Annotated in this window: 19 protein-coding genes; 11 read left to right on the plus strand and 8 right to left on the minus strand. The window is 53.0% G+C overall.

The genetic code is table 11. The features are described from left to right. Positions 1–62 precede the first annotated feature (62 nt). Entirely contained in the window at positions 63–368 is a 306-nt protein-coding gene (locus RCI20_RS08630) for a c-type cytochrome (RefSeq protein WP_306604382.1), read from the plus strand. 12 nt (positions 369–380) lie between these two features. Beyond that, positions 381–1,658, plus strand: a complete 1,278-nt coding sequence (locus tag RCI20_RS08635; RefSeq protein ID WP_306604383.1) for an FCSD flavin-binding domain-containing protein — start codon at positions 381–383, stop codon at positions 1,656–1,658. A gap of 67 nt (positions 1,659–1,725) precedes the next feature. Here RCI20_RS08635 and RCI20_RS08640 read toward each other — a convergent pair whose 3' ends face one another. The 3 genes from RCI20_RS08640 to coaBC form a co-directional block, all read right to left on the minus strand. After that, positions 1,726–2,340, minus strand: coding sequence for a c-type cytochrome (locus tag RCI20_RS08640; RefSeq protein ID WP_306604384.1), 615 nt, complete (start codon positions 2,338–2,340; stop codon positions 1,726–1,728). A 71-nt stretch (positions 2,341–2,411) separates the two neighbouring features. Then, positions 2,412–2,861, minus strand: coding sequence for a dUTP diphosphatase (gene dut, locus RCI20_RS08645; protein WP_306604386.1), 450 nt, complete (start codon positions 2,859–2,861; stop codon positions 2,412–2,414). Then, positions 2,861–4,051 carry a bifunctional phosphopantothenoylcysteine decarboxylase/phosphopantothenate--cysteine ligase CoaBC gene (gene coaBC / locus RCI20_RS08650; protein WP_373691502.1) on the minus strand — a complete coding sequence of 397 codons (1,191 nt, stop codon included), beginning with the start codon at positions 4,049–4,051 and terminating at the stop codon, positions 2,861–2,863. Before coaBC ends, dut begins: the two co-directional genes overlap by 1 nt. Positions 4,052–4,101: 50 nt before the next feature. Here coaBC and radC point away from each other — a divergent pair, with 50 nt between their 5' ends. The 3 genes from radC to rpmG all read left to right on the plus strand — a co-directional run bounded on the left by radC (position 4,102) and on the right by rpmG (position 5,281). Then, complete coding sequence (radC, locus tag RCI20_RS08655) at positions 4,102–4,782, plus strand: DNA repair protein RadC (protein WP_306604390.1); 681 nt, start codon at positions 4,102–4,104, stop codon at positions 4,780–4,782. 77 nt (positions 4,783–4,859) lie between these two features. After that, on the plus strand, positions 4,860–5,093 hold the full coding sequence (rpmB, locus tag RCI20_RS08660) for a 50S ribosomal protein L28 (protein WP_306604392.1): 234 nt from the start codon (positions 4,860–4,862) through the stop codon (positions 5,091–5,093). Positions 5,094–5,110: 17 nt separating this feature from the next. Further along, entirely contained in the window at positions 5,111–5,281 is a 171-nt protein-coding gene (rpmG, locus tag RCI20_RS08665; protein WP_028994601.1) for a 50S ribosomal protein L33, read from the plus strand. A 74-nt stretch (positions 5,282–5,355) separates the two neighbouring features. Here the strand turns inward: rpmG and RCI20_RS08670 are convergent, their stop codons facing one another. Continuing rightward, on the minus strand, positions 5,356–5,874 hold the full coding sequence (locus tag RCI20_RS08670) for a disulfide bond formation protein B (RefSeq protein ID WP_306604397.1): 519 nt from the start codon (positions 5,872–5,874) through the stop codon (positions 5,356–5,358). Positions 5,875–5,921: 47 nt separating this feature from the next. On the opposite strand from RCI20_RS08670, the gene RCI20_RS08675 reads away from it, so the two are divergent. The 6 genes from RCI20_RS08675 to RCI20_RS08700 all read left to right on the plus strand — a co-directional run bounded on the left by RCI20_RS08675 (position 5,922) and on the right by RCI20_RS08700 (position 10,941). After that, on the plus strand, positions 5,922–8,147 hold the full coding sequence (locus tag RCI20_RS08675; RefSeq protein WP_306604400.1) for a bifunctional diguanylate cyclase/phosphodiesterase: 2,226 nt from the start codon (positions 5,922–5,924) through the stop codon (positions 8,145–8,147). Further along, a complete protein-coding gene (locus RCI20_RS08680; RefSeq protein ID WP_306604402.1) occupies positions 8,144–8,365 on the plus strand; it encodes a hypothetical protein in 222 nt (73 codons plus the stop codon). Before RCI20_RS08675 ends, RCI20_RS08680 begins: the two co-directional genes overlap by 4 nt. A 9-nt stretch (positions 8,366–8,374) precedes the next feature. Then, positions 8,375–9,082, plus strand: coding sequence for a winged helix-turn-helix domain-containing protein (locus RCI20_RS08685; RefSeq protein ID WP_306604404.1), 708 nt, complete (start codon positions 8,375–8,377; stop codon positions 9,080–9,082). Next, on the plus strand, positions 9,069–10,502 hold the full coding sequence (locus RCI20_RS08690) for an ATP-binding protein (RefSeq protein ID WP_306604406.1): 1,434 nt from the start codon (positions 9,069–9,071) through the stop codon (positions 10,500–10,502). Before RCI20_RS08685 ends, RCI20_RS08690 begins: the two co-directional genes overlap by 14 nt. A gap of 104 nt (positions 10,503–10,606) precedes the next feature. Then, positions 10,607–10,753, plus strand: coding sequence for a hypothetical protein (locus RCI20_RS08695; protein WP_306604408.1), 147 nt, complete (start codon positions 10,607–10,609; stop codon positions 10,751–10,753). Then, positions 10,753–10,941 carry a hypothetical protein gene (locus RCI20_RS08700; RefSeq protein ID WP_306604411.1) on the plus strand — a complete coding sequence of 63 codons (189 nt, stop codon included), beginning with the start codon at positions 10,753–10,755 and terminating at the stop codon, positions 10,939–10,941. The genes RCI20_RS08695 and RCI20_RS08700 overlap by 1 nt, the downstream gene beginning before the upstream one ends. A gap of 36 nt (positions 10,942–10,977) precedes the next feature. On the opposite strand, the gene RCI20_RS08705 is transcribed toward RCI20_RS08700, so the two are convergent. From RCI20_RS08705 to nuoL, 4 genes are all read right to left on the minus strand, one after another. Beyond that, the gene (locus RCI20_RS08705) at positions 10,978–11,520 is read right to left on the minus strand and encodes an NUDIX domain-containing protein (RefSeq protein WP_306604413.1); all 543 of its coding nucleotides are present in this window, start codon (positions 11,518–11,520) and stop codon (positions 10,978–10,980) included. 66 nt (positions 11,521–11,586) lie between these two features. Beyond that, positions 11,587–13,065, minus strand: coding sequence for an NADH-quinone oxidoreductase subunit NuoN (gene nuoN, locus RCI20_RS08710; protein WP_306604415.1), 1,479 nt, complete (start codon positions 13,063–13,065; stop codon positions 11,587–11,589). Between the two features lie 12 nt (positions 13,066–13,077). Beyond that, on the minus strand, positions 13,078–14,562 hold the full coding sequence (locus RCI20_RS08715) for an NADH-quinone oxidoreductase subunit M (protein WP_306604417.1): 1,485 nt from the start codon (positions 14,560–14,562) through the stop codon (positions 13,078–13,080). A 32-nt stretch (positions 14,563–14,594) separates the two neighbouring features. Then, a complete protein-coding gene (gene nuoL, locus RCI20_RS08720; protein ID WP_373691498.1) occupies positions 14,595–16,613 on the minus strand; it encodes an NADH-quinone oxidoreductase subunit L in 2,019 nt (672 codons plus the stop codon). Between the last annotated feature and the right edge of the window lie 2 nt (positions 16,614–16,615).

Raw genomic sequence — 16,615 nt, forward strand, 5'->3', positions numbered from 1 at the left:
CGGAGCAAACCAGAACGCCTGAAAAACAACTTAATCCGCATAGATAAAAAGGAGATGTATCAATGAAATTCCTCCCCAGCATCATTACTGCCTGCCTGTTGGCAGCAGCCAGTGCCGCCCATGCGGCGGACCCGAACCTGGGCCGCAATCTGGCAGCCACCTGTGCAAATTGTCATGGCACCAATGGCAAGGCTGTTCCAGGCGCCGGCATGGACTCACTGGCAGGAGAGAGCAAGGCCAAGCTGCTGCAAAAACTGGCTGACTTCAAGAGTGGTGACAAACCGGCGTCGATCATGCACCAGATCAGCAAGGGCTACTCGGAAGAACAATTGGCACTGATTGCTGAATATTTCGCAGCACAAAAATAAGGGGAGACAAAAATGATGCTGATGAAAAGACGTGAATTTCTGAAGGTTAGTGCGGCAAGTGGCGCAATGGCCTCGCTTTACGGCTGTGCTGGCGGCAACAAGGCTGGCGGTCATGTGGTCGTTGTCGGTGGTGGGTACGGTGGCGCCACAATCGCCAAGTATCTGCGTATGTGGAGCGAAGGCAGCATCCAGGTCACGCTGATCGAACGTAATCCGACCTTCATTTCCTGCCCGATTTCCAATTTGGTCATTGGTGGCACCAAGACCATGGAAGACATTACGGTCAGTTACGACAACCTGAAAAGCAAATGGGGTGTCCGCATCATTCAGGATGACGTGATTGCACTCGACGCCGCAAAGCGCTCGGTCAAACTCGCCAAAGGCGGCGATCTGAGCTACGACCGCATCGTCTTGTCACCGGGCGTCGACTTCATGTTCGACCAGATTCCCGGCCTGAACAATGCAGCCGCCCAGGAAAAGATTCTGCATGCCTGGAAGGCTGGCGCTCAGACTGTCGCATTGCGCAAGCAACTGGAAGCCATGCCGGATGGCGGGACTTTCGCCGTTGCCATTCCCAAGGCGCCCTATCGCTGCCCGCCCGGACCTTATGAGCGCGCCTGCCTGGTTGCTGATTACTTCAAGAAGAACAAACCCAAGTCGAAGGTCGTCATTCTTGATGCCAACGAGGATGTTCAGTCCAAAAAAGGTCTTTTCATGAAGGCCTGGGCCGACCTCTACAAGAACAACCTCGAGTACCGCCCGAATAGCGAAGTGAAGGATGTCGAAGTCGCCACCAACACCGCCATTCTCGAATTCGACAAATTCAAGGCAGACGTCCTGAACATCATTCCGCCACATCGCGCTGGCAATATTGCCAGCCAGTCCGGCATCAAGCTGATCAACAACCGCTGGGTTGATGTGAACTGGCTATCGATGGAGTCGACCAACACCCCCGGCGTACACGTTCTGGGCGATGCCGTATTCCCGGCGCCAACCATGCCCAAGTCGGGCCACATGGCCAACCAGCACGGCAAACTCGCGGCAGCAGCCATCATCAACCTGTTGGCTGGTCAGGAGCCGAATCCGACCCCTGTGGTAATGAATACCTGCTACAGCTTTGTTGATGCCAAGAACGTCATCCACGTCTCGTCCATTCATCAGTATGATGCTGCAACGAAACTGGTTCAGCCGGTCAAGGGTGCCGGCGGCGTTTCTGCCGCACGCAATGAACTGGAAGGCAAAGCCGCCATCGGCTGGGCGAAAAATATCTGGGCCGATATGCTGGCCTGATCTATCCCGCACAAAAAAAATGGCCGCCCGGCAAGGCGGCCATTTTTTTGCCTACAGAACGGCGCAATCAATCCAGCGTTGCGATATATGCCGCAACGGCATGGCGCTCCAATTCGGAAAGTTTGGACGCAACAGTGTGCATGACGGCATTGTCATTGGTCCGTTCGCGCGTATTGAACAATTTGATCTGATCTTCGGTATAGCGCGGATGCTGACCAGCCAGACGAGGCAGTTGCGGCGTCCCGTGCCCCTGCGCACCGTGGCAACTGGCACAACTAGGCAAGCCGGTGAACTGATTGCCGCGATGGAAAACAAACTTACCGACAGCGGCCAGTTCGACATCACTCACCTCACGCCCAGCCACCTGCTTACCTTGGAAGAACAGGCCGATCGACTTCATTTCCGCCGGCGTCAGTTCCTCGGCCTGGGGCTTCATGGTGTCGCTCTTGCGCTTGCCTGACTTGAATTCGGACAATTGTTTAGCGGTGTATTCCCAATGCTGGCCCGCCAGACGCGGGAAAACGGCACTGGCCGCCTCGCCTTCCATGCCGTGACAAAGGAAACAGCGACCAGCAACAATTTCTTCAGCCCGAGCCAGATCCGTCGCATCAGCGGCCCCCGCTGGCGCACTGCAGACAGCCGCCAACAGCAAACCTGCCACACCGGTAAAAAATTTGTTCATGACTCCCCCGTTCATTCATACAAAAGAAAATCATTAAATCGTAATTTACTTACATCCGACTTTCAAGACGATCAGGCGTGCCCTGTGCTGCCAAACCCCCCCTCACCACGATCCGTCGCTGAAAATTCATCAACAATATTGAAGCCAACCTGCAATACAGGAACCACCACCAACTGGGCTATCCGCTCCAGCGGGGTAATCGTGAAAGATGCCTGCCCCCGATTCCATACCGAGACCATCAACTGTCCCTGATAATCACTATCGATCAAACCGACCAGATTACCCAACACGATGCCATGCTTGTGGCCAAGCCCGGAGCGCGGCAGGATCATCGCAGCCAAGCCTGGATCCGCCAGATGAATAGCCATTCCGGTAGGTACCAGCACTGTCTGGCCTGGTGACAGTTCCAGCGGCGCATCGAGGCAGGCACGTAAATCCAGACCAGCAGCCCCCGGTGTTGCATAGTGTGGCGGGCTATCTTTAAGACGGGAATCAAGGATTTTGACATCGATATGGTGCATTAGTGTGCTCCTGTAAGTTTGGCAATATGTTCGATCAACTGCCTGGACAACTCCTCTTTTGACGCAGGGGCCAAAGGATGGGTGCCGGTATCGTCGAACAAGATGAGACGATTGGCATCGCCACCGAAACCGTCCTGTATCAGGTTGCCGGCAATCAGCGGAATATTTTTCTTGCGCCTTTTGGCTTGCGCATAAGCCTCCAGATTGTGGCTTTCGGCGGCGAAGCCGACACAAAACGGCCCGTCTTTCAATGCAGCAACCTCAGCCAGAATGTCGGGATTCTCGATCAACTCAATCAGCGGCACCCCGCCATGATCTTTTTTCAGCTTGTGTTCAGCCGCATTGGCGACTCGATAATCTGCCACGGCAGCCACTGCAATAAAAATATCCGCATCAGTCGCCCGCACCATCACCGCCGCGTGCATGTCGAGCGCACTTCTGACATTGATGCGGTCAACGCCCTGTGGCGCGGAAAAAGCAACCGGTCCGGAAACCAGCGTAACTTCGGCCCCCGCCTGCTGGGCGGCACGAGCAAGTGCGTATCCCATCCGACCCGATGACAAGTTAGTGATGCCACGCACCGGATCAATGGCCTCGAAGGTTGGCCCGGCCGTGATCAAAACCTTGCGCCCCGCCAACAGTTTGGGCACGAAAAAAGTTTGCACCCGGTCGAGAATCTCTTCTGGCTCCAACATGCGGCCCTGTCCGTTTTCACCGCAGGCCTGCTCGCCACTTGCCGGCCCCAGAATCTGCACGCCATCCCCCTGCAAACAAGCGACATTGCGCTGTGTCGCCGGATTTTCCCACATCTGCCGATTCATGGCCGGCGCAACAAGCAAAGGACAATTGCGGGCCAACACCATGGTCGCCAGGAGATCATTGGCCATTCCGTGGGCAATCCGGGCCAGAAAATCAGCGGAGGCTGGAGCAATCAAAATCAGGTCAGCACGCCGCGATAGGTCGATGTGGGCCATCGCATTCGGCATTCTGGCATCCCACTGATCCACGTAAACAGGCTTCCCGGAAAGCGCCTGAAAAGTCGTCGAAGTTACAAAATGTGTTGCCCCATCAGTCATCGCCACCTGCACATCCGCCCCTTGGCGGATCAGCAACCTGACCAGTTCGGCCGCTTTATATGCCGCAATACCACCAGTCACGCCCACTACAATACGCTTGCCATTTAATTCCATTGTCATATTCGATAGAATGATCTCCAATACATTCTACTGGAGGAACAGGCATGGGGATCACTGATTGGCCAGCACAGGAGCGCCCCCGAGAACGACTGCTTGCCCTTGGACCAGAAGCACTTTCCGATGCCGAATTGCTGGCCATCTATTTGCGCGTCGGAATTCGCGGCAAAAGCGCGGTCGATCTGGCAAGAGACCTTCTGCAACGCCACAATGGCCGCCTGAGCGCTCTTGCTGAAGCCTCGCTGGAACAATTATCGTCAGTATCCGGCATAGGCCAAGCCAAGGCAGCCCAACTTAAAGCGAGTTTTGAACTGGCCCGACGGGCACTGACCGAAGAAATGGCAGAACGCGACAACTTCAACTCCCCAGGCAAAGTCCGGGACTGGCTGCGCCTGAAACTGGCCAACAATCAACACGAAGTGTTTATGGCTCTGTGGCTGGATGCACAGAATCATCTGCTGCAAACCGACTTGTTGTTTACCGGAACGCTCACCCAGACATCGGTCTATCCGCGTGAAGTGGTCAAAACTGCGCTGGCCCGCAATGCCGCAGCAGTAATCTTGGCGCACAACCACCCATCCGGGATCAGCGAACCATCGCAAGCTGATGAGCTATTAACAACTAATCTGAAGGCTGCTCTCGACATGGTCGATGTCAAACTACTTGACCATTTCATCGTCGCCGGAAACGCCCAGCCCATCTCCTTTGCCGAGCGAGGATTGATTTAATAACAAAAAAACTTGATCAAATAGGGTCTTATCGTTAGAATCACGGGCTTTCTTCTAGCCAATTCTGGAGCACCATCATGGCGCGAGTCTGCCAAGTAACGGGTAAAGGCCCGATGGTTGGGAACAATGTTTCCCACGCCAATAACAAAACGAAGCGCCGCTTCCTGCCGAATCTGCAGTATCGCCGTTTCTGGGTCGAGAGCGAAAACCGCTTCGTCCGTCTGCGCGTTTCCAACGCCGGCCTGCGTTTGATCGACAAGAAGGGCATTGATGTCATTCTTACCGATCTGCGTGCCCGTGGTGAAATCTAATCAAGAGGTATTGAAAAATGGCTAGCAAAGGCGGTCGCGAAAAGATCAAGCTGGAATCCACTGCGGGTACCGGTCACTTCTATACCACTTCCAAGAACAAGCGTACGACGCCTGAAAAACTGGAATTCATGAAGTATGACCCGAAGGCACGCAAGCATGTGGCCTACAAGGAAGTGAAGCTAAAGTAATCCTCAGCATCCTTCACTATAAAAACCCGCCTTTTGGCGGGTTTTTGCTTTTCTGCTTTTCATATTAATTGAACTTAGGCCGACAACTTGCGCACTCGAAACAGAATCAGCGCCAGAACCCCGATACCAAAAAACAGCAGCAGCGACCAGTTCGCCATTGACAGACCAATAAAAACCCATTCCTTACTAGAACAGAAACCTGTAGCAAGGAAAAATGATGGCCACTGCATCCCCAGCCAATCAACCAATTGCTCAATCAAATTTGGATCAGTGAAACCGCACTCAGTGGCAAGTTCTGGATAAGCCTGCATCCAGCTCTGATATGCCGCTATGCCTCCACCTAACAAAGCAAGCCCAAAAATCATCGCTGCCCACAGCAGTCCCGCACCCGGCAGGAAAAATCCGGCCATAGCAATGAGTCCAATCAGCATATAAAGCAGGCGCTGAAAGATGCAATAAGGACATGGGGCCAAACGCAACAAATGCTGCAACTCCATCCCAATCGCCACAACACCAAGACAGCCTAGCCCCAGAGTGGCAAACCATACACGATTTGAATAACCGGACATACACTTGGACAAAAACCCGCACATCTAAAATTCTCCAAAAATAACAACTGCTTACATAAGCAACAAATACCTTGCAAAAACTCGACCCACCCCGGCAAAATGTCACAAAAGGCTGCTCAGCAGCTAACAAATATACGGAGACGAGTTTGCTTCACCACACCCACCAGCCAGACGCTACTCGCGTACTAGCCCTGCTTGAGGCATGCAACCGCGCACGCCATCAATCTGGCGACGAAGCGACGATGCTGAGCGAGCAATGCCAAATACTGGTCGATACGGGCGGCTATCGCTGTGCCAGTATCCGCCTGCAGCCAAGACAGCAGGCAGGCTTCCCGGATCAGGCTTTACAACAAGTCGCCATTTACCCGTCCTGCAGCCAACTTGCCACCCCCCAAAAAACTGACGACAGCAAACCCCTGAAATCACTGGAAATCCCCTTGGGCAATGACGAACAGTCCATTGGGTCGCTAGGCATTGAAACCCTAGACGCAAATTTTACTGCCGACGAGAGAATTGCTCTCGACATCATCGCAAAAAACATTGGCGAAACCTTAAGCAATCTGCGTGCAGCAGTGACGCAAAGTAACCTCCAATCCGAACTGAGACAACTTTCCCGAGCACTTGAGTCCAGCTTGAATGGGGTGATGATTACTTCGTCAACTCAACTCGATCACCCTATCGTTTATGTAAACCCGGCATTCGAACGCATTACTGGTTACGCCGCTGAAGAGGTAATCGGTTTGAGTGGTCGCTTTCTTGTACGTGACGACCTCAATCAACGAGGCCTTGGCACAATCCGCGAAGCATTGCGCAACCAGAGAGAAGCTCACGCCATTCTGCGCAACTACCGTAAAGACGGTACGCTTTTCTGGAATGAACTATTCATCGCCCCAGTACGCGACGAAGATGGCAGCGTGACAACCCACTTTGTCAGCATTCTGAACGATGTGAGCGAGCGAATCAGCTACGAACAACAACTTGAGTTTCATGCTAACCACGATGCACTCACCGGACTGGCCAATCGCAACCTCCTGAATGACCGTATCACCCAGGCACTTGCTCAGGCACGTGCTGACAATCTTCTGGCAGGCGTACTGCTACTCGATCTGGATCGCTTCAAACTGGTGAATGACGGCTTTGGGCACTCGCCAGCCAACGAACTACTCAAGTCTGTGGCACAGCGCTTGATGCAAAGTGTCCGGGATACGGATACCGTCGCCCGTTTGGGCGGCGATGAGTTTGTTGTCGTCATCAGCCGGCTTCAATCAGCCGACGATCTATCTCTCGTCGCCGGGAAAATACTTCGTTCGTTCAGTCAGCCTTTCATCATGGAAGGCAAGGAAATTTTCGTTACCGCTTCGATCGGCGCAGCACTCTATCCGCGCGATGGGGATCATGGGGAAATATTGTTACGCAATGCCGATGTGGCGATGTATCGCGTCAAGGAGCATGGTCGCAACAACTACCGCTTCTACACCCCGGAAATGACACATATGGCGATTGACCGACTGGACATGGAGGGCAATCTGCGGCGCGCACTTGAGCGCGATGAATTGCTTGTCTACTATCAGCCGCTGGTCGATATCCAATCTGGCCATATCGTCGGGGCAGAAGCACTTGTCCGCTGGCAGCACCCGCGCATCGGTATGATACAGCCAGGTGAGTTCATTCCTCTGGCTGAAGAAACGGGCCTCATTATCCCGTTGGGACAAATCGTCCTGCGCCAAGTATGCGCCGACATCAAGGCTTGGCAGGCCATCGGACTCCCCCCTATCAAGGTCTCACTCAATTTGTCAGCGCGGGAATTCCGCCAGGAAGACCTTTCCGCAACCATCAGCAAAGTGCTGGATGAAACATCAGTCGACGGTCATTTACTGACTTTCGAATTGACCGAAAGCATGGTCATGCACGATGTCGAAAATACGCTGGAAACTTTACTTGAATTGAAAAAACTGGGAGCAAAAGTCTCTCTGGACGATTTTGGCACCGGCTATTCCAGCCTCTCCTATCTCAAGCGTTTTCCCATAGACACACTCAAAATCGATCGTAGCTTTGTGCGCGATATACATCAGGACAGCGATGATGCAGCAATCGCTCATGCTGTCATCGCCATGGCCCATAAACTTGGCATTAACGTGATTGCTGAAGGGGTGGAGTGCAAAGCACAACTGGACTTGCTGCGTGAATTTGATTGCAACCAGTTGCAGGGCTACTACTTCAGCCGTCCCGTACCCTACGACGAATTTACACTGATGTTGACGCAAAACAGGACGCTGGCTGATCTATCCGAGACATGAAGAAAAAACTCCGCTATCAGCATGTCGACCACGGCAGCCTTGCAGACTATCTCTCACAGCACGAGATTGCCTCTGCTGAAGCTGTTGCCACCAGTCACATTTACCGTTGCATATCGGGTCGGGATGAGTCGCTGGTTATCGCCTTGGCAGATGGAAATGCCCTGATTGTCACCTACGAATCACAGGCAGCAGTGGACCGCCGGCGTAACGCTGGTTAAGATGCCACAATGAGTACGCGTATCCTGCTTGTCGAAGACGATGAACGTTTGGCTGAATTGACAGCTGAATATCTTTCCCGCAATGACCTTACTGTCAGTATCGAACCACGGGGTGACGCGGCTGAAGCACGCATCCTGTCCGAGCAACCGGACCTTGTCATTTTAGATGTCATGTTGCCGGGAAAAGATGGCTTCGAGGTTTGCCGTGCGGTACGCCAGCAATACCGTGGGGTAATCCTGATGCTGACGGCACGCGACGAAGATTTCGATCAGATTCTCGGCTTGGAACTCGGCGCTGACGACTATATTGCCAAGCCTGTCCAGCCACGGGTTCTACTCGCCCGCATCAAGGCTTTACTGCGCCGACTCCCGACAGCCGGTGACAACCCCGATAGCACCGACAATGAATGCCAGGTCTTTGGACAGTTCCGGATCAGCCAGGCAACCCGAACTGCAACACTGAACAGTCACCCCATTGACCTTACAACTGCCGAATTTGATTTGCTCTGGCTGTTGGCCACTCATGCCGGCAATGTCCTGTCACGTGATGACCTGTTGCAGGAACTGCGGGGCATAGGGTTCGATGGCCTTGATCGCTCGATAGATGCGCGCATTTCGCGCTTGCGCAAAAAGTTGAATGACGATCCGGAAAATCCGACGCGGATAAAAACTGTTCGCGGTAAAGGTTATCTGTTCAGCAAACATGACTGGAACTGATCCGGAAAACGGGGATAGCAATAAACTGGTCCGACAAGGACTTGCCCGCTCCCTTTTCCGTGTTTCCCTTCCACGCTGGCGTGGAGGCCGTTATAGCCTTTCCAAATTATTCTTCAATTTCTATCTATTGGCGATGGGTTCGTTCGTCGCCATTGCATTTACTGCTGACTTCATCATTTCGACGGCCCAGCGCGGGATTACCGACGACTATGCCCGACGCTTCATGCGCGGCACGATCACTTTGATCGAGGAAGAACTTTTTCGTTTGCCTCGTCGGCAATGGGAAAGCAAGATTCGAGAAATTGATCAAAAGTTTTACTACAAACTCGGCATTGTTGAGCGACGTACGCTGGACACCCGATTGACCAGCGCCCAAGTAGAAAAACTTGATGCCGGCGACATTGCCATCGCACATGACCATGATGTGATGTACCACCGGCTTGGCACCAGCAGCAAGGTACTTGTCGTCGGACCACTATCGGCAAGTCAGAGTTCGGAACACAGTGAACGACTCCCTTTGGATCTGCGCCTTCGCCTCCTCACCTGGAGCCTGATCGGCGTCATTTTTGCCGTTGCTCTATGGTTTTGGATACGCCCGGTCTGGCGTGACCTAGAAGCGCTGCGGCAAACGGCTCGCGATCTCGGCGATGGAAATTTCGAAGCACAGACACCAGTCGTCCATACCCAGCTTTTTGCGCCACTGGCCGATACACTGATCAGCATGACCGAACGGGTTCGGCAACTTCTGGCAACACACCGCGAATTATCCTGTGGCATTTCTCACGAACTCCGAACACCAATTGCTCGTATGCGCTTCGCCTTGGAAATGCTGCCGGAAACCAACGAGTTAATCGAGCGGGAACGTCTTTGGGCAATGATGGAAGACGACCTTGATGAACTCGACCAATTGATCGATACCAGTCTGACCTACGCCCGTTTTGAACGCGAAGCCCCTGAAGCCCACCTCTCAAGTGTCCGGTTTTCCGAATGGCTCAGCGATGAGGTTGACTCAGTTAGGCTGCTCGGTCGACAACTAAATGTTGCGGTCGACAATAGTGAATTGCCAGAAAACCTCTGCATTGACCTTGACCGCAAGGCAATGCCATACGCCCTACGCAATCTATTGCGCAATGCTTTCAAATATGCGACAAGGGAAATAAAGGTCAGCACCGAATTGATTGGCGACCAAATTGCCATCCATGTTGACGATGATGGGATCGGCATTCCTCAGGAAGAACGCGAGCACATATTTTCAGCATTTACCCGGCTCGATCGCTCACGGGACCGTTCTACTGGCGGCTATGGCCTTGGTCTGGCCATAGCCCGACGAGTCCTTGAATTACACGGAGGTACCGCAATTGCCGGAGACTCCCCGCTGGGTGGCGCACGCTTTACCTTGCGGTGGAAAGCACACCAATAAGCCAACGGTTACAAACCGTCATTCAAGGTGCAATTGCGGTTACCCGTGCGCAACGGTCGCGCAACAGTCAGCACCTATTTCGCCCTTAGAATAGCTCCATCTAAATGGAACAAACTACCCATCAAGAGGAAATCAAAATGATCGAGATGAATATAAAAGAATTTCTTGCTGCTGCACGAAGCTACTTGCTTGACCTTCTACCAGCACAACAACCCCAACTTGTGGTTGCACCTGTACATCAGGCGCACTAATGCTAGGCAACCCGGACAATCTGCCGATCAGCGAAACTTTGGCAGTCTTTCTGGGAGTAAGCGGCTTCGAATGGCTTAGCGAAGGCCAAGCAGGCTTGCTCAATGCGATGCTGACGGCCTTGATCAGTGGTTTTTTTGTCTATGTATTTCGCAGGCATTTCCGACAAAACGACAACAACACAAAGTGACGTCATGAAATATCCGCAATTTTCCTCTTGGTGTATTCAAGGACGATCAAGCCAAAATAACGCGCTAATAGTCTTGGCATCAGTAATCCTGCCGTCCCAAACGGCCTGTTTCGCCTCTTCAGGAGTCAACTCGACAATCTCGAGAAACTCGTTGTGATCAAGCTCCTGAGCACCTGCTGAGTACAACTCCCGGGCCTCTAAAATTTCAATACGCTCGTCGGAGTAGCCAATACAGGGATGCATCACACCAAGATGCGACCAGAAATCTGCGTAATAGCCAGTCTCCTCCCGCAATTCACGCTTTGCTGTGTCAAGAAGCGCCTCACCTGGGTCTATCTTGCCGGCAGGCAATTCAAGAAAAACACGGCGCAGTGGATATCGAAACTGACGCTCGAAAAGCAGATTGCCATTGGGCAGAAACGCCAATATCACGACAGCGCCCGGGTGCTGAATATATTCACGTATAGACTCGTTACCGTTCGGAAGGCGAACGCGGTCTTCGCGTACATTCAATAGCACTCCTTTGAATTTTGACTCTGATGAAATTTCAGACTCGATCAAATGGGTATCGTGCGACATTGAAGCTCTCCTAGATACAAAAACGCCCCGTCATGCGGGGCGTTTTAATTAGCAAAAAAGAATGCGTTATAGAGAACGCAACAAGGCGTAAGCACAGAGCGACATGATGACCTGAGGGAAAATACCCAGTATCGCCACCGCCAAACCATTGGCAGAAATCAGAATTCGCATATCCATACCAGTAGAGATGGGAGTCTCATCTTCAGGAGCATCAAAATACATTAATTTGACAACTCGCAAATAATAGAAAGCACCAATCAGCGAGAACAGGACAGCGACAATAGCCAACCAGAGGTAGCCCGCAGCAACGACCGCCTGCAGTACTGAGAATTTGGCGAAGAAGCCGATGAAGAATGGTACGCCGGCCATGGAGAACATGATCATCAACATGATGAAAGCAAACCACGGACTACGTTTGTTCAGACCTTTGTAATCATCAAGCTGATCAGCCTCGAAACCTGCGCGGGACATCAGAAGAATGACACCGAAAGCCCCCATCGTCATCAGGACGTAGGCAATCACATAGAACATCGCGGAACTGTAGGCATTCAGTGCATAACGGGCATCACCGCTAACAACGCCGGTAACAATACCAAGCAGCATGAAACCCATGTGGGAGATAGCCGAGTAGGCAAGCATCCGCTTCAGATTGGTCTGAGCAATTGCAGCCAGATTACCGATTGCCATCGACAAAACGGAAAGAATGATCAACATCCCCTGCCAATCCTGAGACAAGGTAATAAGACCACTGACCAGCAAACGCATTACGATGGCAAATGCTGCCAGCTTGGGAGCCGAGCCGATCAAGAGCGTCACGGGAGTCGGAGCTCCGTGATAGACGTCAGGTATCCACATGTGGAAAGGAACAACACCCAACTTGAATGCTAGCCCGGATACGAGGAAAACCAGCCCGAAGATCAAAACGGTTTTATTGGTCTCACCGCGATAAAGCGATTCAGCAATTTCGGTAATTTCCAGTGTGCCGGTCGCACCGTAGATCATCGACATCCCGTACAGCAACATACCTGATGCCAAAGCACCAAGCACGAAATACTTCATTGCTGCTTCAGTTGATGCAAGCGAATCACGATTCATCGCAACCATCGCATAAAGCGACAGCGAGAGCAGTTCCAGACCGACATAAATGGTGACGAAGTTGTTTGCTGAAATCATGACCAGCATGCCAAGGGTCGCGAACAAGGCCAATACGTAAAACTCGCCCTTATTCATATTCGGACGCTCAAACAAATAAGCGCGCGAATAGAACATGACCATGATCATGGTCAGATACACAAACATCTTCAGCAAATCCGCCATCATGTCATCAACGAACATGTTGCTGAATGTATAGGTAATCTCCCCAGTGCTGGTATATAGCTGGATCGCAGCACAGGCAATCAGGGTCAGTTGCGTGAGCACGAACACTATGGTTCGACGACTATCCTTGACGAACAAGTCGACTACCAAAATGAACATGGCCATGGTTGCCAGAAAAATTTCCGGTGCTGCAGGCAAAAAATCGGGAATAACGAAATTGTCGAACATGTCGGCTACCGTTTATTGAATCTTGCTGATAGCCACGTGACGCAGCAGGTCGGTGACCGAGGCGTGCATGACTTCAGTGAAAGGTTGCGGATACAGACCCATCCACAGCGTACACAGTGCCAGTACACCAAGAATGGCGAACTCGCGAGCATTGATATCACTCAATTCGGCTACGTGCGCGTTAGCTACGTCACCAAAAATGACTCGCTTATACATCCAAAGCGAATAGGCAGCGCCGAGAATTAGTGAAGTAGCGGCGAGGAAGGCAACCCAGAAATTGAATTTTACGGCAGCCAGAATAACCATGAACTCGCCAACAAAACCGGAGGTTGCGGGCAATCCAGCATTGGCCATCGAGAACAGCATGAACAATGCAGCAAATTTTGGCATGGTATTAACCACACCGCCGTAATCGGCGATCTGGCGACTATGAACGCGGTCATACATGACCCCGATACAGAAGAACATTGCGCCAGACACAAAACCGTGGGAAATCATCTGCACCAACGCACCTTCGATAGCCAGCGCACTGAACATGAAAAATCCAAGCGTGACAAAACCCATGTGTGCAATCGATGAATAGGCAACCAGCTTCTTCATGTCTGCCTGAACCAAGGCCACAAAGCCGATATACACGACAGCGATCAGCGAAAGCGCGATGACCAGTCCGGAAAGCTCATGAGCAGCATCCGGAACGATCGGCAAGGAGAAACGCAGGAAACCGTAGGCTCCGAGCTTCAGACCGATAGCTGCAAGCACGATGGAACCACCGGTCGGTGCCTCAACGTGAGCGTCAGGCAACCAGGTATGCACCGGCCACATAGGCACCTTGACAGCAAAAGCGATCAGGAATGCAAAGAAAATCCAGATTTGCGGGCCCAGTTCAATCGGCAGCTTGTGCCATTCGAGAATGGAAAAACTACCATTAGACTGGAAGAACAGGTACATCTGAGCGACCAGAAAGAGCAGCGAACCGAACAGCGTGTAGAGGAAAAACTTGAACGCGGCATAGACGCGGTTGGCGCCGCCCCAGACACCGATGATCAGATAAAGCGGAATCAGCGAGGCCTCGAAGAAGACGTAGAACAGGATGCCGTCGAGCGAGCTAAAGATGCCGTTCATCAAACCGGACATGATCAGGAAGGCAGCCATGTACTGGGCAACCTTGTTCTGAATCACTTCCCAGCCAGCGGCGACGACGATGATCGTGATAAAGGCATTCAGGATCACGAACAGCATCGAGATGCCATCGACGCCGAGGTGGTAGTTGATGTTGAACCGGGGAATCCAGCCCTGCAGTTCGACGAACTGCATGCCCCCCTGAGCGACATCAAAGCCTGTCCAAAGAGGGATCGTAACCAGAAAACCAGCAACTGCACCTAGCAGTGCAAGCATTCTGGCCAACGGCGCATTCCGGTCACCACCAGTCAGCAGGACAACAAAGCCTGCGATGATGGGGGTCCAGATGGCGAGAGATAGCAGCGGGTAATTCGACATGTTATTCCTTGCTGTTCTGCGAGCTATTCAGGCTATGCGCGGTTGATCCAGAGGGTCATCAGCGCAAACAGGCCGATGATCATCATGAATGCGTAGTGATAAACGTAGCCGGTCTGGAAGAGGCGGCTGATAGTCGCCACCCAACCGACCAACCTGGCCGAACCATTGACAATCAGGCCATCGATGATGCCGACATCGCCAACACGCCACAGGGCCTTGCCCAGAACGCGAGCGCCACCAGCAAAGACGAACTCGTTGATCTTGTCGAAATAGTATTTGTTTTCTAGCAGCGTGTTGACCGCAGAAAAACGACGCTGGATGGCTGCCGGGATGTCCGGACGCTTCATGTAGAAGAACCAAGAAAGTACAACACCAGCAAGCGCAAGATAGAACGGCGGCGTCGAGAAGGCGTGCAGGCCCATCGCAGCGGCACCGTGGAAATGTTCGAGGAATTGCGACAGCGCCGGGTGGGCCACGCTATCGACATGGATGACGCCCTTGAAGTAATCGCCAGCCACCATCGGGCCAATACCGATATAACCGATGATCACCGACGGAATCGCCAGCAGCACTAGCGGCAGCGTCACTACCCACGGCGTTTCGTGCGGCTTCTGCCCCGGTGCCAGACCATGGTGATGATCGCCGTGATCGTCGTCATGGTGCGCGTCGTGTCCGTGAGCCTCCTTCCCGAAACGCTCTTCGCCGTGGAACACGAGGAAGTACATCCGGAAGGAATAGAACGCGGTGACGAAGACACCAGCCAGCACCGCAAAGTAGGCGAAACTGGAACCCGGGATGTTCGAGAACTTCACTGCCTCAATGATCGAGTCCTTGGAATAGAACCCGGCCAGAAACGGCGTACCGATCAGCGCCAGCGAGCCAATCAGCGAGGTGATCCAGGTGATCGGCATGTATTTGCGCAGGCCGCCCATGTTGCGGATGTCCTGGTCATGATGCATACCGATAATCACGGAGCCGGCGGCGAGGAACAGCAGTGCTTTGAAGAAGGCGTGCGTCATCAGGTGGAAGATCGCCACCGAGTAAGCCGAAGCACCGAGCGCAACAGTCATGTAGCCGAGTTGCGATAGCGTCGAGTAGGCAACGACGCGCTTGATGTCGTTCTGGATGATGCCGAGGAAGCCCATGAACAGCGCGGTGATCGCACCGATGATGATGACGAAGGACAGGGCCGTCGTCGACAGTTCGAACAGCGGCGAGGTACGGGCGACCATGAAGATGCCGGCAGTAACCATGGTTGCCGCGTGGATGAGTGCCGAGATAGGCGTCGGGCCTTCCATCGAGTCAGGCAGCCAGACGTGCAGCGGCACTTGCGCCGACTTGCCCATGGCACCGATGAACAGACAGATGCAGGTAACCGTCATCAGCGACCACTGCTGATCACCCCAGATGTTGATCGTGGCACTGACGAATTCCGGCGCCTTGGCGAATACGGTGGCGTAGTCGAGCGAACCAAAATGGGCCAGCACCAGGCCAATGCCGAGGATGAAACCGAAGTCGCCGACGCGGTTGACCAGGAAGGCCTTCATGTTGGCGAAGATTGCCGTCGGCCGGGTGTACCAGAAGCCGATCAGCAGGTAGGAAACCAGGCCGACCGCTTCCCAGCCGAAGAACAGCTGCATGAAGTTGTTGGCCATCACCAGCATCAACATCGAGAAGGTGAACAACGAGATATAGCTGAAGAAGCGGTTGTAACCCGGATCTTCCTGCATGTAACCGATGGTGTAGATATGCACCATCAGCGAAACGAAGGTGACGACCAGCATCATCGTCGCAGTCAGCGTATCGATCAGGAAACCGACCTCGAAGGTGTATTCGCCGCTGGTCATCCAGGTGTAGACCGTACCGTTGAAGGTATTGCCGGCCATGACGTCCTGGAAAACAAGGACCGAGGCGATGAACGAGATGGCGACACCGGCGATGGTGGCCGTATGGGCAACCCAGCGCGGGATGATGCGGCAGAACAGGCCGGCAATCATGGCGCCGACCAACGGCGCCAGCGGGATGAGCAGATAGAGTTTTTGCATTTCCATGA

The organism is Azonexus sp. (assembly GCF_030824335.1).
In the GTDB taxonomy this organism is placed as follows: Bacteria; Pseudomonadota; Gammaproteobacteria; order Burkholderiales; family Rhodocyclaceae; genus Azonexus.